Origin of the sequence: Luteibacter sp. 9133 (assembly GCF_000800155.1) — a bacterium.
Classification (GTDB): domain Bacteria; phylum Pseudomonadota; class Gammaproteobacteria; order Xanthomonadales; family Rhodanobacteraceae; genus Luteibacter; species Luteibacter mycovicinus.
In genome coordinates this window covers 371,530-396,977 of sequence record NZ_JUHO01000001.1, presented here as the reverse complement: position 1 = coordinate 396,977, position 25,448 = coordinate 371,530, and the positions used below count along the sequence as shown (strand labels likewise).

23 protein-coding genes are annotated in these 25,448 nt (G+C 65.5%); 14 read left to right on the top strand and 9 right to left on the bottom strand.

Going from position 1 to position 25,448, the window contains the following annotated elements:
* Positions 1-849 carry a LysR substrate-binding domain-containing protein gene (locus FA87_RS01480; protein WP_197062352.1) on the bottom strand — a complete coding sequence of 283 codons (849 nt, stop codon included), beginning with the start codon at positions 847-849 and terminating at the stop codon, positions 1-3.
* Between the two features lie 132 nt (positions 850-981).
* On the opposite strand from FA87_RS01480, the gene FA87_RS01475 reads away from it, so the two are divergent.
* The 9 genes from FA87_RS01475 to FA87_RS01435 all read left to right on the top strand — a co-directional run bounded on the left by FA87_RS01475 (position 982) and on the right by FA87_RS01435 (position 10,176).
* On the top strand, positions 982-1,986 hold the full coding sequence (locus tag FA87_RS01475) for a 2-dehydro-3-deoxygalactonokinase (protein WP_043691910.1): 1,005 nt from the start codon (positions 982-984) through the stop codon (positions 1,984-1,986).
* Between the two features lie 16 nt (positions 1,987-2,002).
* Entirely contained in the window at positions 2,003-2,995 is a 993-nt protein-coding gene (locus FA87_RS01470) for an arabinose ABC transporter substrate-binding protein (RefSeq protein WP_043691908.1), read from the top strand.
* 2 nt (positions 2,996-2,997) lie between these two features.
* Positions 2,998-4,530, top strand: a complete 1,533-nt coding sequence (araG, locus tag FA87_RS01465; protein ID WP_036118540.1) for an L-arabinose ABC transporter ATP-binding protein AraG — start codon at positions 2,998-3,000, stop codon at positions 4,528-4,530.
* Positions 4,527-5,528, top strand: a complete 1,002-nt coding sequence (gene araH / locus FA87_RS01460; protein ID WP_051944054.1) for an L-arabinose ABC transporter permease AraH — start codon at positions 4,527-4,529, stop codon at positions 5,526-5,528. The genes araG and araH overlap by 4 nt, the downstream gene beginning before the upstream one ends.
* A complete protein-coding gene (locus FA87_RS01455) occupies positions 5,528-6,421 on the top strand; it encodes an SMP-30/gluconolactonase/LRE family protein (protein WP_036116407.1) in 894 nt (297 codons plus the stop codon). The genes araH and FA87_RS01455 overlap by 1 nt, the downstream gene beginning before the upstream one ends.
* On the top strand, positions 6,418-7,227 hold the full coding sequence (locus FA87_RS01450) for an SDR family oxidoreductase (RefSeq protein WP_239708941.1): 810 nt from the start codon (positions 6,418-6,420) through the stop codon (positions 7,225-7,227). Before FA87_RS01455 ends, FA87_RS01450 begins: the two co-directional genes overlap by 4 nt.
* A 5-nt stretch (positions 7,228-7,232) precedes the next feature.
* Positions 7,233-7,844 carry a 2-dehydro-3-deoxy-6-phosphogalactonate aldolase gene (locus FA87_RS01445; RefSeq protein WP_043691905.1) on the top strand — a complete coding sequence of 204 codons (612 nt, stop codon included), beginning with the start codon at positions 7,233-7,235 and terminating at the stop codon, positions 7,842-7,844.
* 2 nt (positions 7,845-7,846) lie between these two features.
* The gene (dgoD, locus tag FA87_RS01440) at positions 7,847-8,998 is read left to right on the top strand and encodes a galactonate dehydratase (protein WP_036116413.1); all 1,152 of its coding nucleotides are present in this window, start codon (positions 7,847-7,849) and stop codon (positions 8,996-8,998) included.
* A 71-nt stretch (positions 8,999-9,069) separates the two neighbouring features.
* On the top strand, positions 9,070-10,176 hold the full coding sequence (locus FA87_RS01435; RefSeq protein WP_043691902.1) for a hypothetical protein: 1,107 nt from the start codon (positions 9,070-9,072) through the stop codon (positions 10,174-10,176).
* Between the two features lie 36 nt (positions 10,177-10,212).
* Here FA87_RS01435 and FA87_RS01430 read toward each other — a convergent pair whose 3' ends face one another.
* Positions 10,213-10,761, bottom strand: a complete 549-nt coding sequence (locus FA87_RS01430; protein WP_043691899.1) for an rRNA large subunit pseudouridine synthase E — start codon at positions 10,759-10,761, stop codon at positions 10,213-10,215.
* 1 nt (position 10,762) lies between these two features.
* A complete protein-coding gene (locus FA87_RS01425) occupies positions 10,763-11,611 on the bottom strand; it encodes a class I SAM-dependent methyltransferase (RefSeq protein WP_043691897.1) in 849 nt (282 codons plus the stop codon).
* 172 nt (positions 11,612-11,783) lie between these two features.
* On the opposite strand from FA87_RS01425, the gene FA87_RS01420 reads away from it, so the two are divergent.
* Entirely contained in the window at positions 11,784-13,895 is a 2,112-nt protein-coding gene (locus FA87_RS01420) for a TonB-dependent receptor (RefSeq protein ID WP_043691894.1), read from the top strand.
* 12 nt (positions 13,896-13,907) lie between these two features.
* On the opposite strand, the gene FA87_RS01415 is transcribed toward FA87_RS01420, so the two are convergent.
* From FA87_RS01415 to FA87_RS01395, 5 genes are read right to left on the bottom strand one after another with little or no spacing between them, the layout of a single operon-like run.
* Positions 13,908-15,083 carry an ABC transporter permease gene (locus FA87_RS01415; RefSeq protein ID WP_036116420.1) on the bottom strand — a complete coding sequence of 392 codons (1,176 nt, stop codon included), beginning with the start codon at positions 15,081-15,083 and terminating at the stop codon, positions 13,908-13,910.
* On the bottom strand, positions 15,080-15,814 hold the full coding sequence (locus FA87_RS01410) for an ATP-binding cassette domain-containing protein (protein WP_036116422.1): 735 nt from the start codon (positions 15,812-15,814) through the stop codon (positions 15,080-15,082). Before FA87_RS01410 ends, FA87_RS01415 begins: the two co-directional genes overlap by 4 nt.
* Complete coding sequence (locus FA87_RS01405; RefSeq protein WP_043691891.1) at positions 15,811-17,370, bottom strand: alpha/beta hydrolase; 1,560 nt, start codon at positions 17,368-17,370, stop codon at positions 15,811-15,813. Before FA87_RS01405 ends, FA87_RS01410 begins: the two co-directional genes overlap by 4 nt.
* Before the next feature lie 4 nt (positions 17,371-17,374).
* Positions 17,375-17,569 (bottom strand): helix-turn-helix transcriptional regulator, encoded by a 195-nt coding sequence (locus tag FA87_RS01400; RefSeq protein WP_036116425.1) that lies wholly within the window; start codon positions 17,567-17,569, stop codon positions 17,375-17,377.
* Positions 17,566-17,976, bottom strand: coding sequence for a hypothetical protein (locus tag FA87_RS01395; RefSeq protein WP_036116428.1), 411 nt, complete (start codon positions 17,974-17,976; stop codon positions 17,566-17,568). The genes FA87_RS01400 and FA87_RS01395 overlap by 4 nt, the downstream gene beginning before the upstream one ends.
* 294 nt (positions 17,977-18,270) lie before the next feature.
* Here FA87_RS01395 and FA87_RS01390 point away from each other — a divergent pair, with 294 nt between their 5' ends.
* From FA87_RS01390 to FA87_RS01375, 4 genes are read left to right on the top strand one after another with little or no spacing between them, the layout of a single operon-like run.
* Positions 18,271-18,777, top strand: a complete 507-nt coding sequence (locus FA87_RS01390; RefSeq protein ID WP_036116434.1) for a spore coat U domain-containing protein — start codon at positions 18,271-18,273, stop codon at positions 18,775-18,777.
* 2 nt (positions 18,778-18,779) lie between these two features.
* Complete coding sequence (locus FA87_RS01385) at positions 18,780-19,508, top strand: molecular chaperone (protein ID WP_052191480.1); 729 nt, start codon at positions 18,780-18,782, stop codon at positions 19,506-19,508.
* A gap of 1 nt (position 19,509) precedes the next feature.
* Positions 19,510-21,819, top strand: coding sequence for a fimbria/pilus outer membrane usher protein (locus tag FA87_RS01380; RefSeq protein WP_052191081.1), 2,310 nt, complete (start codon positions 19,510-19,512; stop codon positions 21,817-21,819).
* Positions 21,816-22,835 carry a spore coat U domain-containing protein gene (locus FA87_RS01375; protein ID WP_043691886.1) on the top strand — a complete coding sequence of 340 codons (1,020 nt, stop codon included), beginning with the start codon at positions 21,816-21,818 and terminating at the stop codon, positions 22,833-22,835. The genes FA87_RS01380 and FA87_RS01375 overlap by 4 nt, the downstream gene beginning before the upstream one ends.
* Before the next feature lie 12 nt (positions 22,836-22,847).
* Here the strand turns inward: FA87_RS01375 and FA87_RS01370 are convergent, their stop codons facing one another.
* Positions 22,848-25,370 (bottom strand): autotransporter outer membrane beta-barrel domain-containing protein, encoded by a 2,523-nt coding sequence (locus FA87_RS01370; RefSeq protein ID WP_043691883.1) that lies wholly within the window; start codon positions 25,368-25,370, stop codon positions 22,848-22,850.
* Between the last annotated feature and the right edge of the window lie 78 nt (positions 25,371-25,448).

The window sequence follows — 25,448 nt, the reverse complement described above, 5'->3', positions numbered from 1 at the left end:
TCACGCCCCGACCGACACTTCGGCGAACAACCAGTCGCGAAACACCATCGTCTCCTCGCGCGACGCCGCATCACGCGACACCGCCAGATAATACGTGTGCTGCAACGGCAATTCGAGCCGGAACGGCTCGACCAGTCGCCCGGCGGCGAGGTCATATGCGACCAGCAGTTCCTGCGCCAGCGCCACGCCCTGCCCCTCGATCGCCGCCTGCAGCATCATCGTGCCGTCACCAAAGCCCATGTCGCGCGCGATGGCTCCGGGCTCGATCCCCGCGCGCTCGAACCACTGATCCCAGCTCGCCGCGGCCGCCGAGCGGCGATTGGACCGCTCATGCAACAGCATCTGGTCGAGCAGCGAGGCAGGCTCCCCGACACGAGCCGCCACAGCGGGCGAACACACCGGCGTGTAGCCGCTGCTCGCCAGGATGACCTGCTCGAGACCCTCGCCCAGCCGATCGTCGATCGCGAGGTCCCAGCCACCCTCCTCCGCACCGTCCGTCACGACCTCGACAGCGATCCCGGGATGCCTTCCGAAAAAGCGGAACAACCTCGGCACCAGCCATTTCGTACCGAACGTGGGCGGCACCGACACCCTCAAAGAGGCCGGGCGCTCGCCCATCACCTGGCCCGTAGCATGTTGCAGCGCACGAAACGCGTCGCGAACGCGGGGAAAATAATTCTCACCGGCCGCCGTCAGCGACAGTCGATTGTTGCTCCGCACAAATAACGGCGTACCGAGATAGGACTCCAGCAATTTGACCTGAGCGCTCACCGCGGCCGCCGTCAGAGAGAGTTCTTCACCAGCCTTCGTAAAGCTCAAATGCTGCGCTGCAAGTTCGAAGACGCGCACGGCATTCAGGGGTAGGGAGCGCTTCATTGCGAAGTCATCAAATTTTTTTTGGGGAAGACCCCGACAAATTCTAGTTTGCCTGCCTGATTCGCGAACGCCAAGAATCCGTAGCGCTCTTCCCACGGACACTCGATGAACATCCTCACCATCGACACAGGCACGACCAACACGCGAGTCACCGTCTGGCAGGACGGCAAGGTCGTTGGACACGGTGCCCGACAGGTCGGCGTACGCGACACCGCCATTACCGGCAATACACGCAAGCTGGAGGAAGGCGTCCGCGAGACCATCGCCGAAGCTCTCGCCAACGCCAGGCTGGAAGCCGGCGACATCGGCCGCGTACTCGCCTCGGGCATGATCACCTCCAATGTGGGGCTCTGCGAGATTCCGCACGTACCGGCACCGGCAAGCATCGACGACCTGGCAAAGGCCATGCGCGAGTCGCTGGTCGAAAACGTATGGCACGCGCCGATCTGGTTCGTGCCGGGTGTGCGTAACGCCGTCGACCACATCGGCCTGCACAACTGCGAGGCGATGGACATGATGCGCGGCGAGGAGACCGAATCCTTCGCGCTGGTCGAACGCCTGGGCCTCGACGAACCCACCGTCGTCGTGCTACCAGGCTCGCACTCGAAGTTCGTCAGCATCGACAAGAGCGGGCGCATCGACGGCTGCGTCACGACGCTGGCCGGTGAGCTGCTGCACGTGATCTCGCACGACACCATCCTGGCTGGCTCGCTGAAGGAAGGCTTCGCCAAACGCATCGATCCGGAAATGCTGCTGGCGGGTGCCGCTTCGGCGAACAAGATAGGCCTGGGCCGTGCGTGCTTCAGCGTGCGTATCCTCGATCAGTTCGCGGTGTACGACGCCAATGCGCGCGCCAACTTCCTGCTCGGCGCGGTGCTGGGTTCCGACCTGCTCACCCTCAAGAATTCCAGCGCGATCCGGATGAGTCCGGGCACGCGCTTTGTCGTCAGCGGCAAGCCGATCCTGCGCGAAGCGATCGCGCGGCTGGTCGAAGGCGACGACTTTTTCTCCGGCACCGTGACGGTGCTGGGCGACGACGACCAACGCGATCTAGCGGGAGCCGGCGCGATCGCCGTGGCCCGTCGCCGTGGGCTGGTCGACCATGAGTAATCCGAGGAGGGAACGCATGAAAACGAAAATCGCACTGGGCCTACGTGTCCTGGCTGTCGCACTCGCTATCGGCTCGGCACCGGCTTTCGCCGCCGACGAGCCGGTCAAGATCGGTTTCGTGGTGAAACAGCCCGAGGAGCCCTGGTTCCAGGACGAGTGGAAGTACGCCGAACAGGCCGCCAAGGAAAAAGGCTTCACCCTGGTCAAGATTGCCGCTCCCGATGGCGGGCAGGTGCTCACCGCCATCGACAACCTGAAGTCCCAGCATGCGCAGGGCTTCGTCATCTGCACGCCGGACGTCAAACTCGGTCCGTCGATCGTCGCCAAGGCCAGGATCGACAAGCTTAAGCTGATGACCGTGGACGATCGCCTCGTCGACGGTTCGGGCAAGCCGATCGAATCCGTGCCGCACATGGGCATCTCGGCGACCAAGATCGGTGAGCAGGTCGGTCAGGCGATCTCCGACGAGATGAAGAAGCGTGGCTGGAAGCCGGAAGAAACCGGCGCGCTGCGTATTTCGTACGACCAGCTGCCGACCGCCAAGGACCGTACGGATGGCGCGATCGCCGCGCTCACCGCCGCGGGTTTCCCGAACGCCAACGTGATCAACGCGCCGCAAGCCAAGACCGATACGGAGAACGCGTTCAACGCGGCCAACATCGCCATCACGCAGAACCCGAAGTTCAAGCACTGGGTCGCGTTCGGCCTGAACGATGAAGCCGTGCTCGGTGCCGTGCGCGCTGCGGAAGGTCGTAACTTCCGCGCCGACAACATGATCGGCGTGGGTATCGGCGGCAGCAAGTCGGCACTCAACGAGTTCGCCAAAGCCCAGCCGACCGGCTTCTTCGGCAGCGTACTGATCAGCCCGAAGCGTCATGGCTATGAGACCTCGGTGAACATGTACGAATGGATCAAGAACGACAAGGCCCCGCCGCCGCTCACGCTGACCACCGGCAAGCTGGTGACACGCGCCAACGTGACGGAAGTCCGCAAGGAAATGGGTCTCTGATGATGAGTGACACGCCACGCCTGGAATTTCGCCACATCGGGAAGACGTTCCCGGGCGTGCGCGCGCTCGGCGACGTGGGTTTCGCCGTGCGTGCCGGCACCGTTCACGGCCTGCTCGGCGAGAACGGTGCCGGCAAGTCGACGATGATGAAAATTCTCGGCGGCGAATACATCCCCGACGAGGGTGAGGTGGCGATCGACGGTCAGGTCATGCATTTCCGCAAGGCCGCCGACGCCATCGACGCCGGTGTCGCCGTGATCCACCAGGAGCTCCAGTACGTACCGGAGCTCTCGGTCATGGAGAACCTCCTGCTCGGTCGCCTGCCAACGCGTTTCGGCCTGGTCGACCGGCGCAAGGCGCTGGCCTGGACGCGTGAGCGCCTCGACGCCCTCGGTGTCGACCTCGACCCGCGTGCGAAGCTCAGGCAGCTGTCGATCGGTCAGCGGCAGATGGTCGAGATCGTCAAGGCGATCCTTCGCGACGCGAAGATCCTCGCCCTCGACGAGCCGACCAGCTCGCTGTCGCACCGTGAGACCGAGGTGCTGTTCCGCCTGGTCAACGACCTGCGTGCGCAGGGCAAGGCCATGATCTACATCTCGCATCGCCTCGATGAGATTTTCGAGCTTTGCGATGCCGCCACGATCTTCCGCGACGGACGTAAGGTGGCCGACTTCGACACGCTCGAAGGCGTCACCCGCGACCAGCTCGTGCAGCGCATGGTCGGTCGCGAGATCAGCGATATCTTCGGTTATCGCCACCGTGCGCACGGCAAGGTGCGTCTCGACGTCAAGGCCGTCACCGGCCGCGCCGTGCAGCTGCCCGTGAGCTTCGAGGTGAAGGCGGGCGAGATCGTCGGTTTCTTCGGTCTGGTCGGCGCGGGTCGCAGTGAGGTGATGCGAGTGATTTACGGTGCGGATCGCCGCACCGCCGGGGAAGTCACGGTGGACGGGCGTGCGGTGAAGCCATCGCACGTGCGCGACGCCATTCGTCACGGTCTGGTGTTCTGCCCCGAGGACCGCAAGGAAGACGGCATCATCGGCGTACGCTCGGTGTCGGAAAACATCAACATCAGCGCGCGACGCAACCATCTCACGGCGGGCCTGTTCGTCAACGACCGCAATGAGGCGCGCACCGCCGACACCTTCATCGATCGCCTGCGCATCCGTACGCCGCATCGTCGGCAGGAGATTCGTCTGCTCTCGGGCGGCAATCAGCAGAAAGCCGTACTGTCGCGCTGGCTGGCCGAGAAAGATCTCCGCGTGCTCATCGTCGACGAGCCCACCCGCGGCATCGACGTCGGCGCCAAGAACGAAATCTACAACGTGCTTTACGAACTGGCCGACCGTGGCGTCGCCGTGGTGATGATCTCGAGCGAACTTCCCGAAGTGCTCGGCGTCTCCGACCGCGTCGTCACCATGTGCCGCGGTCGCATCACCGCACAGTTCGACCGCGCGCAGGCGAATGAGGAGAACGTCCTCGCCGCCGCTCTCAATGAAGGCGCCAGCGCCATCCCGACGAGGAACGTTTCACCATGACCGAACCCAATGCCGCCGCCATAGGCGCGACGCGCGAAACACGCGACGACCGCCGCCGTGCCCTGCTCTGGCAGGCTATCGACGACTACAGTCTGATCGGCATCTTCATCGTGCTGTTCGGGGTGCTGAGCGTCACCGTGCAGTACTTCTTCTCGTGGGACAACATCGTCGGCCTGGCCTTGTCCGTCTCACAGATCGGCATGGTCGCCTGCACCATGATGTTCTGTCTGGCTTCGCGGGACTTCGATCTTTCGGTCGGTTCCACCGTGGCTTTTGCCGGCGTGTTCTGCGCCATCGTCTCCAACGCCACCGGCAGCGTCACGCTGGGTATCGGCGCGAGCCTGCTGGCCGGTGCGTTCATCGGCTTCATCAACGGCGCGGTCATCGCCAAGCTGAAGATCAACGCGCTGATCACGACGCTGGCGACGATGGAGATCGTCCGCGGTCTGGCCTTCATCGCGTCTTCGGGCCAGGCGGTCGGCGTCACCAGCGAGGCGTTCTTCACCCTGGGCAGCGCGGAGCTGTTCGGTCTGCCGGTGCCGGTGTGGGTCACGCTGGGCTGCTTCGTCCTCTTCGGTGTACTGCTCAACAAGACGATCTACGGCCGCAATACGCTGGCCATCGGTGGCAATCCCGATGCCGCGCGTCTTGCCGGTGTGCCGGTGGACCGCGTGCGGATCCTGATCTTCCTGATTCAGGGCCTGGTCGCCGCACTGGCCGGCATCATCCTCGCTTCGCGCATGACCAGTGGTCAGCCCAATGCGGGTGAGGGCTTCGAGCTCAACGTGATTTCGGCCTGCGTCCTGGGCGGCGTCTCGCTGATGGGCGGCCGGGCGAGCATCAGCGGCGTGCTCGTTGGCGTTCTCATCATGGGAACTGTGCAGAATGCGATGAGTCTGATGAACATCGACGCCTTCTACCAGTATCTGGTCCGCGGCACGATCCTCCTGATCGCCGTCCTCGTGGACCAGCTCAAGAACCGCAGGCAAGCCCGCTGATGACCGATTCGTTCAAACCCTTGTCCCCGCAGCGCCAGGCCCATGGCGAGGGCGTGATCTGGGACGACCTGATGGGACTGGTCCGCTGGACCGACATCTCCGCGTCAACGATCTACGACTACGACCCCGGCACGGGCGTGGTGCGCGAACACGCGCTGCCCGCCCGCGTCTGTTGCTTCGCCCTGACCCATGAGCCCGGCGTACTGCTGCTGGCACTGGAGAAGCAGCTGGCCCGTTTCGATACACGCGACGGCAAGCTGCACGTGCTCGGGGACATCGAGGCGGATGTCGCCGGCACCCGCGCCAACGACGGTCGCTGCGACCGGGGTGGCAACTTCATCTTCGGCACCCTCAACGAGCGCGGCCCGGAGCAGATCGCTTCGTTCTGGCGTTACACGCCGGCAGGCGGGCTCAGCCGCCTGTCATTGCCCAAGGCCGCCATCACCAACAGCATCTGTTTCAGCCCTGACGGGAAAACGATGTATTTCACCGATTCGCCGACGGCACGGATCATGGCCTGCGACTACGACGACAGCACGGGTGAGGTCGACCGCATCCGCGGTTTCGCCGAGCTGAGCGCCGGTCATGAGCCCGACGGCTCGACGATCGATGCGGAAGGCTACCTGTGGAATGCGCAGTGGGCGGCGTCCCGCGTGGTGCGCTACGCACCCGACGGTCGCGTCGATGCCACCATCGAGCTGCCCGCGCGCCAGCCCAGCTGCGTGAGCTTTGCCGGCGCCGAGCTGGACCGGATGGTGATCACTTCCGCGTACAAGGGTCTCGACGAGGCCGTGCTGAAGGACGAGCCGCTCAACGGTGCGATCTTCATCGGCACGCCGCCGCGCGGTCGCGGTCTTCCCGAAGCCCGCTACGGGCACAAGGTCGTCACGTGAGCGCTGTCATGACCGCGGACCCGCGCACGACACCGCTTCCCCGCCTGGCTGGGAAGGTCGCCATCGTGACGGGTGCGACGCAGGGCATCGGTGCGGCGACGGCGAGGTTGTTCGCGGCGCATGGGGCGAAGGTCGTGCTCAATGTGCTAGAGGACAACGCGCAGGCACGTGAGACGCTGGCATCGCTGAACACCGACGATGCGATGCTGTTTCAGGCCGATATCACCGACGGGGAGGCCATCACGCGCATGGTGGCCGCCGCGACGGAGCGCTTCGGCGCGCCGGACGTACTGATCAACAACGCGGGTATCAACGTCTTCAACGAGCCGCTGTCGCTCACCGATGACGAGTGGGCGCGTTGCTTCGAGGTGGACCTGAAAGGCGCGTGGAACTGCGCCAGGGCCGTCCTGCCGGGCATGCTCTCGCTCGGTCGCGGCAGCATCGTCAATATCGCTTCGGTGCATGGGCACAAGATCATTCCGCACTGCTTCCCCTACCCCGTCGCCAAGCACGGCCTTATCGGCCTGACCAAGGCACTCGGTATCGAGTACGCGCCGCACAACATCCGGGTGAACTCGATCTCGCCGGGACTGGTCCTCACCGCGATCGCGGAAGCCGGCTTTGCCGCCGCCGCGGATCCGGTGGCCGAGCGCCGCAAGCAGACCGATATCCTGCCCAACAAGCGCATCGGCGAACCGCTGGAGATCGCCTATACGGCGCTGTTCCTCGCTTCCGATGAGGCCCGCTACATCAATGCCGCCGACATCCGCATCGACGGCGGTCGTTCGCAGCTTTACCACGAGTAATCGTCATGGCCTGGCCTACCGCTCTTCCCCTTATCGCGATCCTGCGCGGCATCACTCCCGACGAGGTCGTCGACCACGTCGAGGCACTGATCGAAGCCGGTTTCGATGCGATCGAGATTCCGCTCAATTCCCCGGACTGGCGACGCAGCATCCCGCTGGCCGTCCAGGCGGCCGGCAAGCGTGCACTGGTGGGCGCGGGAACCGTGCTGTCGCCCGAGCTGGCATCCGAAGTGGCCGATCTGGGCGGCCATCTGATGGTCACGCCCAACACGGATCCGGCAACCATCCGCAAGGCGCGCGAGCGCAATCTCTACACGGCGATCGGTTTCATGACGCCGAGCGAGGCATTCGCCGCCCTCGCCTCCGGCGCGCAGTCGCTGAAGCTGTTCCCGGCGACCAACCTCGGACCGGCGTACATCAAGGCGATTCGTGCCGTGTTGCCACCCGATGTGCCGCTGCTGGCGGTGGGTGGGGTCACACCCGATAATCTCGGACAGTTCCTCGACGCCGGTTGCATCGGCGCGGGTCTGGGCGGCGACCTGTATAAACCAGGACAGCCCGTCTCCCGCACGCGCGACCAGGCCGCCGCCTTCGTCAAAGCCTATCGTTCGGTCTGAGCATGAAAGTCACCAAGATCACCACCTATCGCGTTCCGCCTCGCTGGATGTTCCTCAAGATGGAGACCGACGAAGGCGTCGTCGGCTGGGGCGAGCCCGTGGTGGAAGGCCGCGCGCGCACCGTCGAGGCCGCCGTGCAGGAGCTGTCCGAATTCGTCATCGGACAGGATCCCGCGCGCATCAACGACATCTGGCAGGCGATGTATCGCGGCGGCTTCTACCGCGGCGGCGCCGTCTTCATGAGCGCCATCGCCGGCATCGACCAGGCGCTCTGGGACATCAAGGGCAAGGTGCTCGATGCCCCGGTATACGAACTGCTCGGTGGGCGCGTGCGCGACCGCATGAAGACCTATTGCTGGGTCGGTGGCGATCGTCCGGCGGACGTCATCGCGCAGATTCGTGAACGCCTGACCCATGGCTTCGACACGTTCAAGATGAACGGTTGCGAAGAAATGGCGATCATCGACTCGAGCAAGGCGGTCGATGCCGCGGTCGCCCGTGTCGCCGAGATCCGCGAGGCCTTCGGTAACACCATCGAGTTCGGTCTCGATTTCCACGGTCGCGTCTCCGCGCCGATGGCCAAGGTGCTGGTGAAGGAACTGGAGCCGTTCCGCCCCCTCTTCATCGAAGAGCCGGTGCTGGCCGAACTTGCCGAGTACTACCCGCGCATCGCCGAACAGACGTCCATTCCGCTCGCGGCGGGAGAGCGCATGTACTCGCGTTACGAGTTCAAGCATGTGCTCGAGCGCGGCGGCATTTCAATCCTGCAGCCCGATCTGTCGCACGCGGGCGGGATCACCGAGTGCGTGAAGATCGCCGCCATGGCCGAGGCCTATGACGTGGCGCTCGCCCCGCACTGCCCACTGGGCCCGATCGCCCTGGCCGCGTGCCTGCACGTGGACTTCGTCAGCTGGAACGCCACGCTGCAGGAACAGAGCATGGGCATCCACTACAACAAGGGTGGCGAGGTGCTCGACTACGTCCGCAACAAGGACGCGCTGAAGCTCGATGACGGCGGTTATGCGCAGCCGTTCACCGGTCCGGGTCTGGGTATCGACGTGGACGAGGAGCGGATCATCGAACGCAGCCGCGAGGCCGCGGAGTGGCGGAATCCGCTGTGGCGGCATAAGGATGGGTCGGTCGCCGAATGGTAAGCCATTGCGCGAATTGACGTTTCTGAGATTATCCATAATTATTCAAGTTTGAATAATTATGGATAACTGGTATGGGCCTGTCGTTCGAACTGCCGTACTTCCCCCGGAAAGGACTCGTTGAGGACGTCCTTCAGATCCTGACCAGCGGACTGAAGCAAGGGGTGACGCTGTTTGCCCCTCGACGGCAGGGTAAGACTTCCTTCGTCCGGCACGAGCTCATCCCGGCTGCTCATGAGCTCGGCTGGAAGACGCTGTATATCGATCTCTGGAGGCGAAGAGGCGAGCCGGAACTTGCGCTCGTCGAGGGCTTGGAGGCTTTCCTCGAGGCAAGACGCAGCGGCTGGAAGCGACGTCTACGTTTCAGGCAGCTTCGCGCCAAGGCGAGCGCCGGCGCCGCCGAAGTCGAATCGACTCTCGAGCCCGTGAGTTTCACGCCCGATGCCGTTCTGGAGAACAGGCTCGACTTCGCCCTGTCCGCGCTTGCGGAGAAAGACGTCACCCTCCTTGTGCTCGACGAGGTCCAGGCGCTGGCCGGAGCAAAGCGCGAAGACTTCGTCGCGGCGCTACGGACGGTCATCCAGAAACTGCAAGGGCGACTACTGGTGTTTTACACGGGATCCTCCCGCGAGGGTTTGAACCATATGTTCCGCCAGCAAAGAGCGCCACTGTTCGCGTCTGCGATGCCCGTACAGCTCCCCGACCTTGGCGACGACTTCATCGAAGACCGAATGGTTTTTCTCGCGGAACGTACCCGTGCCCGGATCGACGAGGCGTCGCTCAGAAACGCGTTCGAACGCCTCGGCCGGACGCCCGAGTTCCTCAACGAAGTGATCCTGCACCTGTTGATCGCGGGCAACGGCAATATCGATGCCGCGATGGCGAAGTGGATGCAGTCGCACACGGAGACGGGTGCGGGCGCGCTGCTCGAAGAATTGCGACCACTCGAACTCGCCTTGATGAACATGCTGGCGCAACCCGGTCACCCGTCGGTATACAGCACCGAATCCGTCGCCTGGCTAAGCCGCTGGCCTGACATCGACGCGAGCCTGACGACTGCGAAGATCCAGGCTGCGCTGAAGCGACTGACCAGAATGGAACTCGTCGCACCCACGGGCAGGCAAGGTGACTATGAAATCGAAGATCGTGCCGTGCTGTTACAACTCCGCGTAAGCAAGTGAACGTGAGGCAGAAGATGTCGCGCGCGAGGCGCGCTCCTACCGAGCGAGGCGCGGCTCGATAACCCGAACCTCGCCCAGGCCCAGCCCATCGAGGCGGTAATCGCCGATGGCTTCGCGGATCAACCTCAGTGTCGGAAGGCCAACAGCCGCCGTCATTCTGCGCACCTGGCGATTCCGTCCTTCACGTAAAACGATCCGCAGCCACCCATCCGGCACGGTCTTGCGAAAACGCACCGGCGGATCGCGCGGCCATAGCCACTCCGGCTCATCGATCGCCTCGACACCCGCCGGCAGCGTCGGCCCGTCATTGAGCGTCACGCCGCGACGCAGGCGCTCAAGGGCCTCCTCGGAAGGCACGCCCTCGACCTGCACGACATATGTCTTCGGCTGCTTGTGCTTCGGATCGGCGAGCCGGTGCTGCAGCTTGCCGTCATCGGTCAGCAGCAGCAGGCCTTCGCTGTCGTGGTCCAGTCGCCCCGCCGCGTAGACCCCCTTCTGCGGCACGAAGTCGGCCAGCGTGCGCCGGCCGGCTTCGTCGGTGAACTGGCAGAGCACGCCGTAGGGCTTGTTGAGCGCGACCAGCACCTTACTTCGCGGAAGCGGGCTTCACGAAGCGCAGCGTCATGCGATCGGACTCGCCGATCGCCGCCCACTTCGCCTTGTCCGTCTCGCCCATGTCGTAGGTCGGCGGCAGCGTCCACACGCCCTTGGGATGGTTGTGGTCATCCTTCGGATTGGCGTTGATCTCGCTCTGCGCGTCCAGCTTGAAGCCGGCATCGGTGGCGAGCTTGATCACGTAGTCGGTCGGCAGGTAGCCGGAGTTGACCACGTCGTCGAGCTTCTTGCCCGCGTCGGCGCGATGGTCTTCGACGCCGAGCACGCCGCCGGGCTTGAGCACCGTGAAGAACGACTTGAACATCGCTTCGGCACTGCCATCGGCGGCCCAGTTATGCACGTTGCGGAAGGTCAGCACCATGTCGGCCGATCCCGGCGCGCCCAGCACAGGGGCCTTGTGGTTGAACTCCACGATCTTTGCCGTGCTGTACTGTGCCGGGGCGAACGAGAACTTCTTCTGCATCGAGGCCACGCCCTTGGAGCCGGTCTCGATCGCGCCGATGTAGTGGCCGTTGTCGTGCAGGTAAGGCGCCAGTATCTCGGTGAACCAGCCGCCCGACGGCCAGATCTCGATCACGGTCATATCCGGGCGAATACCGAAGAAGGTCAGCATCTGCTTGGGGTGACGGTAGACGTCGCGCGCCTTGTTCTCCGGCGAACGCCAGCTGCCGGCGATCGCCTTGTCGAGCTGGGCCGAGCTGAGCTGACCGGCGCTGGCGGGTGGCGTGGTCTGCGCGGGCTGGTCGACGTCGGCCGCCAGCGCGGTGTGCGAGAGGGCCAGACCGAGCAGTCCAGCGCAGGCGAATGCGAGCTTCTTCATGGCGACACCGGGTGTTTGCGGGAATGTGGCCGGGAAGGCTAGCACGGCGATCCGGCCCTGCCACCTGCCTTTCCGTTCGTCTGCGGCGGACCGGTGAAAGCGCGAAAACATCCGTGCCGTTACACTGGGCGCCTTCTGCATTGCAGCATTTGTTCCGCAGGGATCCTCACACATGCGCTCTTTCCCCCTTCGCCCGCTCGCCGCTGGCGTACTCCTCGCGCTGGCCGGCAACGCCGCCGCACAGGAAGCCACGCTGGCACCGGTCGTGGTCACGGCCACCCGTACCGCCCAGTCTCCCTACGATATTCCGGCGGCGATCGACGTGGTGACGACGCCTCCCGATGGCTCGCTGGACGTGAATCTCTCGGAGCGCGTGCAATCCATTCCCGGCATTATCGCCCGTGACCGCCAGAACTATGCGCAGGACGCCCAGGTGTCGATTCGCGGCTTCGGCGCGCGTTCCACCTTCGGCATCCGCGGCATCCGCCTGTACACCGACGGCATTCCGGCGACCATGCCGGACGGTCAGGGCCAGGTATCGCACTTCAACCTCGATTCCTCCGACCGTATCGAAGTGCTGCGCGGGCCGTTCTCGGCCCTCTACGGCAATGCGTCAGGCGGCGTCGTGCAGATCTTCACCGCCGACGGTACCGAGACCCCGGAGCTGCGCTTCGGTGTGGCCGGCGGCAGCAACGGCAACTTCCGCAGCTCGGTCAACGCGCGCGGCACCGAAGGCCCGGTGGACTACAACATCGACTTCAGCCATTTCCGCACCAGCGGCTATCGCGATCACAGCGCCGCGCGCCGCGAGTCCGGCAACGCGAAGATCGGCTGGAAGATCGACGACGACAGCAAGCTGACGCTGGTCGTGAACACTGTCGACGTGCCGGATGCGCAGGATCCGCTCGGTCTGACCCGGGCCCAGGTGAAAGCCGACCCGCAACAGGTCGCCTCGGTCGCGGAGACGTATAACACGCGCAAGTCGACCGATCAGCAGCAGGCCGGTCTGATCTGGGACCAGCGCATCGACAGCGCGAACAGCCTGCGCGTCATGGGCTATTACGGCCAGCGCAGCGTCACCCAGTACCTGTCGATTCCCAAGGCGACGCAGGCGGCTCAGCCGGGCAACTCCGGCGGCGTCGTCGACCTGGATAACGAATACGGCGGCGGCGACGCGCGCTGGACCTGGAGCGACACGCTGGCCGGCCGGCCCTTCGAGGTCGCCGGTGGCATCAGCTACGACAACCAGGAACAGCATCGCCAGGGTTACAACAACTACATCGGCAATACCCTCGGCGTACAGGGCGCGAAACGTCGCGACGAGATCGACCGCGTGTTCGACTTCGACCAGTACGCACAGGCCACGTGGCGTGTCGCCGAAGACTGGAGTCTGATGGGCGGCCTGCGTCACAGCGAGGTGCGCTTCCGCTCGACGGATCGATACATCGCCGCAGGCAACCCGGACGACAGCGGCACCACGAAGTACAGCGCGACCACGCCGGCCTTCGGTGTGATGTGGCGTGCGGCCCCATGGGCACATGTGTACGCGAACTGGGGTCGCGGCTTCGAGACGCCGACCTTCTCCGAGCTCGGATATCGCGCCGATGGCGGTGCGGGTCTCGCCTTCGACCTGAAACCCTCGCGCTCGCACAACGGCGAAGTCGGCATCAAGCTTCAGCCGTCCGACCACACCGAAGCCGGCCTCGCCGTGTTCCGTGCGGACAGCGACGACGAGCTGGCCGTGGCGACCAACCTGGGGGGTCGCACGACCTACCAGAACATCGCGCGCTCGCGCCGTCAGGGGCTGGAAGCATCGTTCCGCACCGAGCTCGCCCCGAACCTCGACTTCGTCGCGTCGTACACGCGCCTGCAGGCGACCTTCCGTACGCCGTTTCTCACCTGCGTGTCGACCGGCTGCTCCACGCCGGATACGCCGGTGGCCGCGGGGACGCGCATTCCCGGCGTGCCACGCTCGAACGGTTATGCCGCGCTGAAGTATGGTGCCGATCGTGGCTGGCAGGTCGGGCTGGATATGAATGCCATGGGCTCGACCTCGGTGAACGACCTGGGGACCGAGTCGGCCGCGGGATACGCGCTGTTCGGTCTGTCCGGCGGGTACATCGTCGATGACGGCCCGTGGCGGATCAACGCGTTCGCGAGGGTGGACAACCTCGCCGACCGGCATGTGGTCGGCTCGGTGATCGTCAATGACGGCAACGGGCGATATTACGAGCCGGCGCCGGGACGGACGTTCCTGGTGGGTGTGGATTTGCGCTGGCGGTAAGGCAGGAGCGAGTCAGCCCGAAATCGCCAGCCGCTCCGACCGGTACAACATCGCCGCGGCCCACACGGCCACGAGCGCCGCGGCAAACCCACCGGCAAGGCAGGTACCGATCTGCCACGCCGGCATGCCGTCGCCACGCAGCAACTGCACGATCCCCAGGTTCTGCCCCAGCAAAGGCACCGCATACATCCACGGTTCCGCGCGCACCGGAATCACCGACAAAAGCACGCTGGGCAGAATCGGGATCATCATCAGGATCGACAGGTACGTCTGCGCTTCGCGGTAGCTTTTGGCCATCGCCGACACGAGCGACTGCAGCGCGGCCATCAGCACGATCAGCGGCAGCATGATCAGCGCCACCTGCGCACCGAAGCGAGGCCCCAGATCGAGCGCGATGCCCAGCTTCTCCGTCGGAATGAAGAAGGGCGCGGTCATGAACGCGGCGATCGTCAGGAACAGGCTGACCAGCGAGAACGTGCTGATCGCGGCCAGCTTGCCGGCGAGGATCTTCCAGCGCGCGACGGGGTTCACGAACAACGGTTCCAGCGACTGCCGCTCACGCTCGCCGGCCGTCAGGTCGATGGCGAGGTACATGCCACCGAGAAACACCGTGAGCGTGAAGAAGTAAGGCAGGAACGAAAACATCAGCGCCGAACGCGACTGTGAAGTCGCCTGGTCACGCTCCGCGACCTGCACCGGCCACGCCGTGGTCGGTGAAAGCCCGCGCGCGATCAGACGCATCGCGCCCTCACGACGTCCGTAGCTCTCGACCACGCTGCGCACACGCATCACGGGCGTCGATGCATCGCGTCGCGAGGAGTCGTAGATCAGCTCGACCTGGACGCTCTGGCCTTTGTTCCATGCCCTGGCGTAATCCGGCCCGATACGGATGACGACATCGGCACGCTGTTCACGGACGGCGTTCTCCGGATCGCTCATGCCGGGATCGGCGTTGATGCCCGCACCTTTCAATGCCGCCATGAGGTTGGGTGCCAGCTCGGCGCCGATCACCGGCACTTCGATGTTGCGGTCCGCTTTGGCGAGTTCCCGGTTCACCATGACGTTCATCAGCATGATGAAGATCACCGGCCCCAGCAGCGGGCCGGTGATCAGCGCACTGACCAGCGTCCGGCGATCGCGGAGGTTCTCGCGAACTTCCTTCCAGTAAACGGCGGAGAAGGCGCTCATGCGGCAAGCCCCTCGTCGGTACCGATGATTTTCACGAAGGCATCCTCGAGGCTGGTCTCGCCCGTCTGCTCCAGCAGCGCGGCCGGTGTTTCGTCGGCGACCACGCGACCGTGCGCGATCACCACGATGCGATCGCACAGCGCGGCCACCTCCTGCATGATGTGGCTGGAAAAAAGTACGCAGCGGCCCTCATCGCGCAACTGCCGCATGAAACGCCGCATGGCTCGGGTCGCCATGACGTCGAGGCCGTTGGTGGGCTCGTCGAGCAGTACGTTACGCGGATCGTGAACCAGTGCCCGGGCGATGGCGGTCTTCACGCGCTGGCCCTGCGAAAAACCTTCGGTGCGACGATGGGCGATGTCACGCATCTCCAGCGCATCGATCAGCGCTTCGCGGCGGCGTGCCAGAAGCTCCGGCGCCATGCCTTGCAGACGACCGAAGTAATCGATGTTCTCCGAAGCGGTCAGTCGCTTGTAGAGACCCCGGGCGTCCGGCAGCACACCGAGCCGGCGACGCACCGCCAGCGCGTCGTCGTAGGCATTCACGCCATCGACCAGCACCTCGCCGGCGTCGGGTTTCATCAGGGTGTACAGCATGCGCAGCGTGGTCGTCTTGCCCGCCCCGTTCGGACCGAGCAGGCCCGTGATCTCGCCGTCGCGCGCGGTGAAGCTCACACCGTTGACGGCATGCACCTCGCCAAACGACTTCAGCAGGTTCTTCACCTCGATCATGGCGTCGCTCCGTTGAATCCGACAAAGACCGGCAGCGGCTGCAGCCGATCGAGGCAACCGACGTCGAGCGTCTTCGCGTTGGCGTCGTCGACGAAGTGGTCGAGCACGCGTGGCATGCAACCGCGCGCGATCACGTTATGGCCCTGCCCTTTCAGCACGACGTGCCGACCGTTGGGAAGTCCCTTGAGCACCTCGTCACCGTAGCGCGGCGGCGTCACGGGATCGAACTCGCCCGACATCAACAGCGTGGGAACGTTGCTCCTGAGCGGTGCGTGGAAGTCGGCCGGGCGCTGCCCATGTGGCCACACCGAACACGCCGCACGGAATGCCTCGATCATCGTGTCACCGAGAATCGTGTCCTTGTCCTGCGGGCGTGACGTCAGCAGATCGCCGTCCTCGCTGCAGATCACGGAGTACTGCATGCCACCGTCCATCGTGTCACCGAGATCGCCGGTCAGCAGCTTGGCCTGACCGAGCAGCGGTCCGACATCGCCGCGCGCGGCGGCGTCAATGGATAGCGGCAGCAACGCCGCCGTCTCCGGCGAGTAGGCGAACATACGAACCACCGTAGCCAGGTCGTGCTCGCTGAGTACGCGTTTTACCGACGCGTAGTTCTGCGGGTCGCGAAAGCTCACGGTATGCGGGTTGGCGCGCAGCGCATCGCGCAGCTGGAACAGCGTCTGATAAGGGTCGCTGAAGCGCGCACGGCAGGCATCGTCCGCTTCGCAGCGGGCGAACTGCGCCTTCAGCGCCGCGTCGAGATTCACCGCGAAGTCTTCGCCGAGCACCAGCGCGTTAGGGGCCACGCCATCGAGTACCAGGGTGCGCAGACCGTCGGGGTGCCGCATGGCGTACTGCTGGGCCACACGCGTGCCATACGACACGCCGATCAGGTCGAACTTCGGCGTCCCCAGCGCATGCCTCACGTCCTCGAGATCGGCGACGGCGTCGGTCGTCGTGTAGAAACGTACGTCCGCATCCTGCGACAGCTGGTCGAGGCAGTGCTGGGTTTCCTTGCGCACCGCGGCTGCGTCGAATCCGTGAGGTTCGTCGTCACTGGAGGGCGCACCCGGTTCGTCGTCGCGACAGCTCAGCGGGTGCGAGCCGCCGGTACCGCGCTGATCGAGCAGGAGCAGGTTGCGATGCGCGAGCAGGGGCGCCATGGCCGGCGCGATCGCCGGGTAGCTCTCGGCGGCCGACTGCCCCGGGCCACCCGCGATAAAGGCGAGCATGTCGTCAGCGGGCACCTGGGCGCTGCTGCGAACGACGGCCAGGCGCAGCGTGATCTTGCGCCCCTGAGGCCGCGAGCGGTCCTCGGGAACCTGATAAGGCGCGCACCAGGCGGCGGTCGAGAGGCCCGAATGCGGTTGCGCCAGTTCGCAGGGCGTGAGCTCGACCGAGCCCAGATGCCAGACGCGCGGCGGCGCGGGACGGGTCGCCGCCGGCGTCGACGCGCGAGCCCCGTCCTCAACCGGGGACGCCTTCACGAAATGTCGGCCGGAGAGCACGGCGGCAAGGATCGCGACGATGATGGCGATGCGTGGCGGTCGTTTCATGCCGTCATTCCTCGGGAACGAAGATGGATTCGATGGACAGGTCGAACAGGCGGGCGATCTTGAACGCCAGCGGCAGGCTCGGGTCGTACTTGCCCGTCTCGACGGCATTCACGGTCTGACGCGAGACGTCGAGGCGGTCGCCGAGGTCGGCCTGCGACCAGCCCAGCGCGGTGCGGAGTTCACGGACGCGGTTATTCATCGTGCGCGGTGGTAGTACAGCCTGAAGACACACTTGGCCATGCCGAAGACGAACATCATCACCGGCATCACCCAGATCGCGACAGCCTCGGCGGGCGGTGCGGCCAGCACTTTGGCGTTGAGCAACATGCCGAAGGTAAAGAAGCCGAAGCTGCCGATGCCGCCCGCCACCGCGAGAGCCTCGAGGTCGATCCGGCGCTCGAACTCGTCCTGATCGCGGATCACCCGGACCATGGCCCGGATAACGAAGGCGACGGGGATGGTGGGGAGCAAGGTCACGAAGGTGCGCGCGACAGTGCCTTCCAGCGTTTTCAGCCAGCTGACCGACAGGAGGATCAGCAGCACGTAGGCGAACATCGCCGGAAAGAACTCACGCAGATAACGCTTGTGCACGGCACGCATGGCCATTCCCCGATCTCCCTGGTCGTGTCAGGTCGAAACGTGACGTGCAACGCCATCACGAATCGTTCGTCAGCAAAAAGATGTAAAGCACCCTTGACACGCATCGTGACCCTCTCCGCGCGCCATGTCAAGCAGCCTTGACATAAGGGTGAACACATTCGGCATCGCTACGTCGTTCCGGCATGGCGCGAGGTCATCCACTCCCGTGACGTCCTACCTTCCCCGATCCTTGCTTCCGACGGAGACACAGCTCAGCGACGCGCCGGGAATACGACGCATCGAACCTCACAGGAGAACATCATGTCCTTCCGCTCGATCGCCGCCACCGCCACCCTGCTCGCCGCCTCCGTCGCCGCCACCTCCACGCAGGCCGCCACCGCGACCACGACCTTCAACGTCCGTATCACCATCACCGCCGCTTGCGACATCAGCACGACGGCACCGACGGACGTCAACTTCGGCACCGCGCCGTCGACCGCCACCAACGTCGACAATCAGGGCGCGCTCAACGTGAACTGCACGCCCAGCGCGCCGTACACCATCGCGCTCGACAACGGGCAGAACGGTACCGACGCCAACACGCGCAAGATGAGCAGCGGCACCGCACAGGTGCCGTATCAGCTCTATCGCGCCGCGACCCGCACCGCCGCCGACGTCTGGGGAAGCACCACCGGCACCGGCGGCAACGTATATGCGGCCACCGGCAGCGGTACCGTGCAGACCGTCCCGGTCTACGGCCGTGTGCCTAACACCAATTTCCCGGCGGGCAGCTACGCCGACGTCATCACCGCCACGATCACGTATTGACGGTGTGCCCGTGGCCGCTCCGCTGGGCGCTGGCCGTCGCGCTGGCCGCCGCGGCCCTCGCCACGCACGCGAGCGGCCTGCAGGTCTCGCCTATCGGCCTGCGGCTGGCCGCCTCGGCGTCGGCCGAAGCCATGTGGCTGACCAATACGGGCACCGATCCGGTCCATGCCCAGGTACGCGTCTTTCGCTGGACGCAGGTGGATGGCAAGGATGTGCTCGAGCCATCGCGCGATCTCGTGGTGAGCCCGCCGATGGTGACGATCGCACCGGGCGACCGACAGCTGGTGCGCGTCATCCGTCGGGTGGCGCCGCCCACCGATGGAACCGAGACCGCGTACCGGGTGCTCGTCGACGAATTACCGGTGGATGCGGGCGATACGCCCGGGCTGAAGTTCGTCCTGCGCTATTCGGTGCCGGTCTTCCTCGCGCCCACGGGCGATCCCTCGATGAAGGCGACATTGCAGGCCACCTGGGAGCACACACCGGGAGGTCCCCGACTGCGCGTGCGCAACACGGGAAACGGCCATGCGCAGATCGCCGACGTGACATGGCAAGGCGCCAGAGGCCAGCGAACGACACTCCTGCCGGGGCTGGTCGGATACGCCCTCCCCGGCGCGACGATGAGCTGGAAACTGCCGGACAACGCACGGCACGCGGATGGTGCCGTGCGCGCAAGGATCAACGGTGAGCCGGCCGAATCGACCTTGGTGGTGGACGCGGACGGCCGCTAGCATGCTGGCCCTCGACGCCGCTGCCGCGCATGCCGTGGAGCGCGAAACGGAGCCCGCACCGCCACCGGCGACGGTCACGCCGCGCGTACGCGTCGCGGGCGAAGACCTCTATCTCGAAGTGGTGCTCAACGGCACGCGAACCGAAAAGCTGGTGCACTTCACCCGTCACGGCGAAGCGCTCTGCGCACTGGCACCGGATCTTCGGGGCCTCGGCTTCGTTCTGTCGCCGGGCGAAGACGAGCGCTGCCTGCCCGACCTTCCCGGCGTGCGCTACACCTACGACGTCGCACAGCAACGCGTGAACATCGACGTGCCGACCGGTCAGCTCAATTTGCCGACGCAGATCCTCAACGCCCCGGAGCACACCGGCACCCGGGCATCGAGCGGCACGGGCATCCTGATCAACTACGACATCTACGCGGCTCACGGCGGTGGTCTCAGCAATGTCAGCGGCCTGGCGGAACTCCGTGCTTTCAGCGACGGGCTGGGCGTACTCAGCAACACGTCGCTGACGCGTCGCTATCAGACCCCTGCCGACGGCTGGCAAGGCGACACGGTGCGACTCGACACGCAATGGCGACTGTCATTCCCCGACCGCGCACAGACGTTGACTGTCGGCGACACCTTCACCGGGTATCTTTCGTGGTCACGCGCCACGCGCATCGGAGGCATCGCCTATGGCACCGACTTCGCGCTGCAGCCTTACCGCGTCACCACGCCGCTGCCGCAGTTCTTCGGGCAGGCCGCCGCGCCCTCGTCCGTTGAGCTCTATATCGACGGCATCCGCCAGTACTCGGGCAAAGTCCCCGCCGGTCCTTTCCAGCTCACGGCCGTGCCCGGTGTGGACCAGGCGGGTCAGGCCCAGGTCGTTCTGACCGACGCGCTCGGTCGCAGCAGTACGGTGACCTTCCCGTTTTATTCCGCGCGCCAGCTGCTTCGTGCCGGCCTCGACGACTGGTCGGTCGAACTCGGCACCGTCCGCGAGGCATACGGTATCGACTCCTTCTCGTACGGCGAAGCGCCCGTGGGTAGTGCGACGTGGCGGCGAGGCATCACCGACCGGCTCACACTCGAAGCGCATACCGAGGGCGGCGATGGACGAGGTACCGCAGGCGCAGGCATGGTGTGGAACCCCGTCGGGGCCTTCGTCGTTAACGGGTCGTACGCGAGATCGCGCGACGCCGGCGCCCAGTACGGCGGGGGCTTTTCGTGGAACGGGCGCTACATCAACGCATCCGTGGACACCCTGCGCAGCAACTCGCGCTATAACGACATCGCCAGCGGCTACGGCTCGCCGTCGCCCCGTACCAGCGACCGCGCGCTGATCGGTTTCAACGTGCGCGAGTCGAGCTTCGGCGCCAACTACGTGCGCCTGCGCTATGGCGGACAGCCGGCAACGCGCTATGCGGGGCTGTTCGCGCTGCGTAACTTCGGTCGTGGGATCTCGGTCAACGTCAGTTACAACCAGAACCTGGATCTGGCATCGGACCGTAGCTTCTTTCTCGGCATGACGATGTCGCTCGACGCGCGCACGACATGGAGCGCGTCCGCGCAGCGCGACCGCGAACAGACGTTCGGCATCGTCGATGCGAGCCGTCCGATCGACGGCGACGGTGGCTTCGGCTGGCATGTCCAGGGACGGACCGGCGATACCGGCGGCGGACTGGGCGAGGTCGGCTGGCTCGGCAACAGCGGACAACTCACGGTCGGTGCGAGCGACTTCGGCAGCTCGTCGTATGCGTATGCCGACGCGAACGGAGCGGTCGTGCTCATGGGTGGCCATGCCTTCGCCGCGCGACGTATCGACGACGCGTTCGCACTGGTCACCACGGAAGGAACGCCGGACATTCCCGTACTCCTCGAAAACCGGCGCACCGGCGTCACCGACAGCAGCGGACTGTTGCTCGTGTCACGACTGAACGCATACCAGGACAACCGGCTGGCGATCGACCCGATCGACCTGCCTGCGGATGAGCGTGTACAGCGGGTCGAGACCATCATCGCACCGTCCGATCGCGCCGGCGTCGTGGTGCGTTTTCCCGTGAAGCGCGTACGTGCGGCGTCGGCGATCCTCGTCGATGCCGGCGGCCAGCCGCTGCCCGTCGGCGCTACCGTCGCGACGGGTGATGCGGCTCCCGCCATGGTCGGCTATGACGGCCTGGTGTACCTCGACAACCTGCAGGGTGGCGATACGCCTCTGAATGTGACGCTGCCCGGAGGGACACACTGCAAGACGACGCTGACGTACCCGGCACATGCGCGCGACCTGCCGGAACTCGGCCCGCTGATCTGCCGCACGGTGACGCCATGAAGTGGTTCGTCCTCATACTCCTGGCCATCGCGGCGATGGCAGCCACGCCGCGCGTCGAGGCCGCGACCACCTGCAGCATCACTAGCATTACCAACCTGGCCTTCGGCACGGTGGATCCGACCGGTACCGTCGTCAACACGCAGGCGACCGTGAACTACAGTTGCAGCTACTCGGGCGTGCTCGGTGGCCTGTACGGCAGCTACATCTCGGCATGTGTCAGCCTCGCGCCGGACGACCTGGGAAATTTCGCTCCACGAACCCTGCTCAACACCGCGAATACCGACCGCATGCAGTACCAGGCGTTCAAGGACGGGAGTTACAGCACGATCTGGGGGCGTGTGAACAATGCGACGTACACGCCGCAAACGTTCACCCGAAACTTCGGTTTGCTATCCAATAACGTGACCATCACCGGCAGCCTCACGATCTACGGTCAGGTACCGGCGCTGCAGAGCGGCCTTTCGCCTGGCAACTACAGCGGCACGCTTGCCGGGTCGCTCACAGGCACGTCGATTACCTGGAGCTACAACGAAGTTCTTCTGACGCTCGGCACCTTCCCTGCGTCGTGCACCAGCGGCGGAACCGTAGCGGCGCAGACGGTGGCCGGTCCCGCACTGACCGCCACCGCCAACGTCGCCGCAAAATGCACCGTCGGCACGGCGACCGAACTCAACTTCGGCAGCGTCTCCGGCCTGCTTCGTGTCAATACCGACCAGACCTCACTGGTGCGCGCGACCTGCACCCAACGGGCGGCGTACCAGATCGGTCTGGACAACGGAAAGAATGCGTCGGGAACGACGAGACGCATGACCGATGGGACGCATTTCGTTACGTACCAGCTGTTCACCGACCCCGGACGGACGACGCGGTGGGGCAACACGCTCAACACCGATACCGCCGCGGGAACCGGTTCCGGGTCCGAGCAGACGCTCACTGTCTACGGTCGCGTACCCATACAGCCCGCACAACCGGCAGGTTCGTACAGCGACATCGTGACGGTGACCGTGACGTATTGAGATCGCGTGGCATCAGAACGCTATCGCGGCACCCAGGCGTACACCGAAGGAGGAGTCGCCCCGGCCGCCGATCCTGACTTGCCGGTTGATGTCGCCGGAAAGCGTGATGGCCCGGCGAAATGCCAACGTGGTACCCGCTGCCACCTGCAGCGCCCGGCCGCCATGTCCCGTTGCGAAGCGGACGCCCGACAAGGCCAGCGCCGCACCGGTATCCCGTGTCGCTTCGATACGACCGTCAAGAAACGCGGACCACGCACTCACCCGCTGCCCCTGCAACGGAAAGAGACGCGTAGCTCGCGCTCCGACACGCGCCGTCATGCGTTCCGGACGCCCAGGCTGCAGGATGATGCCGTCGCGGTCGGTGGCCTTGCCGAAGCGAAGACGCTGCCAGAGCAACGATATTCCCGGCTCGATGACGACGTTCCGCGGGGCCGTCCAGCGGAAACCCGCGGACAACGACGCATCGCTGCTGTTCACCCGCAACCGGGCGAGCGTCTCACCGCGTCGCGGCGTTCGCACGGCGACCCGGTAGTGCGTAAAAGCATAGGCCGCGCCGATACGCCATCCGTCATCGCCGCTGAACGTGTGGGTGATCGCCAGGCCGCGACCCTGCGCCCGGGCGTCGCTCGCGCCGTCTACGGCACGAGGGGTGACCTGCGTGCTTCCGAGACTCGCGGACATACCCGAACGCATATGCCACGTCCCGGCATCGAAAGACGCGAGATCGCCACCTACCTGCAGGCCGCGGTCGCGACGGATGCTGTCGAAGCCAAAGCGCGTGAAACCGAGCGAATTGCGATAGCTGGCGTTCCCGCCGAAGCTGCGTGCGCGGAAAGTCGACCCGCCGTCGTTGGCGGAGGCGTCGGGTCCCGCGGCATCGATGGCAGTCCGGCCGTAGCCGAACAAGGCCCCGGCGAGCACCAGATAGGAAGGCACCTGCGGCGCCAGCGCATCGCGGGCAGGCATGGCCGGCGAGGTCGGATCCGCCGTGCGGCCGAGCGCGTCACGCCAACGCCCCTGCGAATCGATCTTCGTGCTCTGCAGGCGGTAGTCCCAGAAGCCGGATCCGTTTTCCGCGACGAGTCGTTGCGATGCGTCCGACTCGCCGGGACCGTATGCGTTCAGACCGTAACGCCATGGTCCCGCCACCACGTAGTCGCCGGCGAGACGGAACGATGTGTCGCTGGCCGAACCGTTGACCTGCACGAGACTGATACCGCCAGAGCTACCGGGTGCGGTGCCGGCACCGCCGCCCTCCACCGCCGCGACCTCGAGTCGTGTCGTTCCGTCGACGTCGCCGTCGACCAGTAGCCGGTCCGTACCCTGCCGCGAGAGGATGCCGCCGGCATCCAGGCGCGTACGCAGACGGATGGCGGCGACGCCGCCCTGGCTAGCGAGGTGGCTCACGCGTAGCGTCGAAAAGGCGCCCGTGCCCTCCGGGAAAGACACGCGGGCGGCACCTGCGAGCGTCAGCCGTCCGAGGACGCTGCCCCCTGTCAGGGACCAATGGCCGTCATGGATGGTCAGAGCGCTGACACCCTGTGCACGTCCCAGCCACCGGGATCGCGCAAGAGTGACATCCAGCGATCCCGTGCCTGCCCGATGCAGATCGCCGCGCAGTTCGCTGTCCTCGGCGTTGAGCACGAGCGAAGCGTCGCCGCTGACGATGTCGCCCACCGAGCGTGAGCCCCCCAGCAGATCGACCTGCAACGTGCCTGCGCCGGGAACACGCGTGGTGATCGCACCTCCGTTGCCATTCAACTCCGCCGCGGTGAGGATCGCGCGCCCCGAGGTACCGGAAAGCGCCCAGGCGTGTTCACCCTCGGCAACGATATGGCTGCGCGATGTGCTGAATCCCGAGGCCTCACCATCGATTACGACGGCACCGACATTCGCATGTCGGGCAATGACCGAGCTGTCGCTCAGGCCGATCCGCGCGCCGTCGCGAACGGCGATGGCTTGCGCGCGACCCGGCGCGGATGCGGCACCCCGGTGTTCTATGTCGGCAAGCCCGACGACGGCGGCGTCCGTGCCCTGTGCGACCAGCGCCGTGCTATCCGGTCCGTCGATACTCAGGTGCGCGCGGTTCATCAGGATCGCCGCACCTGACCGCGCGGTGATGCCGATGCTGTTCGCGCCGAGCGTAGTGAGCTGCACCCCGGCGAACACGGCACGCGAGGCGCCCTGCACCTGCACGCCCACCGACCGGTCACCGCGGGTGATGAGCGATCCGGCGGACATCGACGCCTGGCTGCCGTCGAACGCCAGCACGCCGTAGGCATAGCCTGCCGGATTGCCGCTCGTGCGGTTCTCGATCGAAACGTCCGTGGCGTCGAACGAGCCGCGCGACTCCACGGTGATGACACGCCCGGTCGCCAGGCCGCTTACCGAGATGCGGTCCCCGGGCTCGAGCGTGAGTGCCGTGCCTTTCTCGACGAGGATGCCGTAAGGAAACTCGGTAGCCGACGCGGACGCGGCAAAAACACCGCACAAGGCAGCCGCTACTGCGCGGCGCCGGTAACAATGGACGACCATGAAGACTTCCTCGCTCTCGTAGGGAGGAAGTCAACTTATTCAGCAGGTGGATGCCTGTATGTCGGGAGCGCGCGCGAC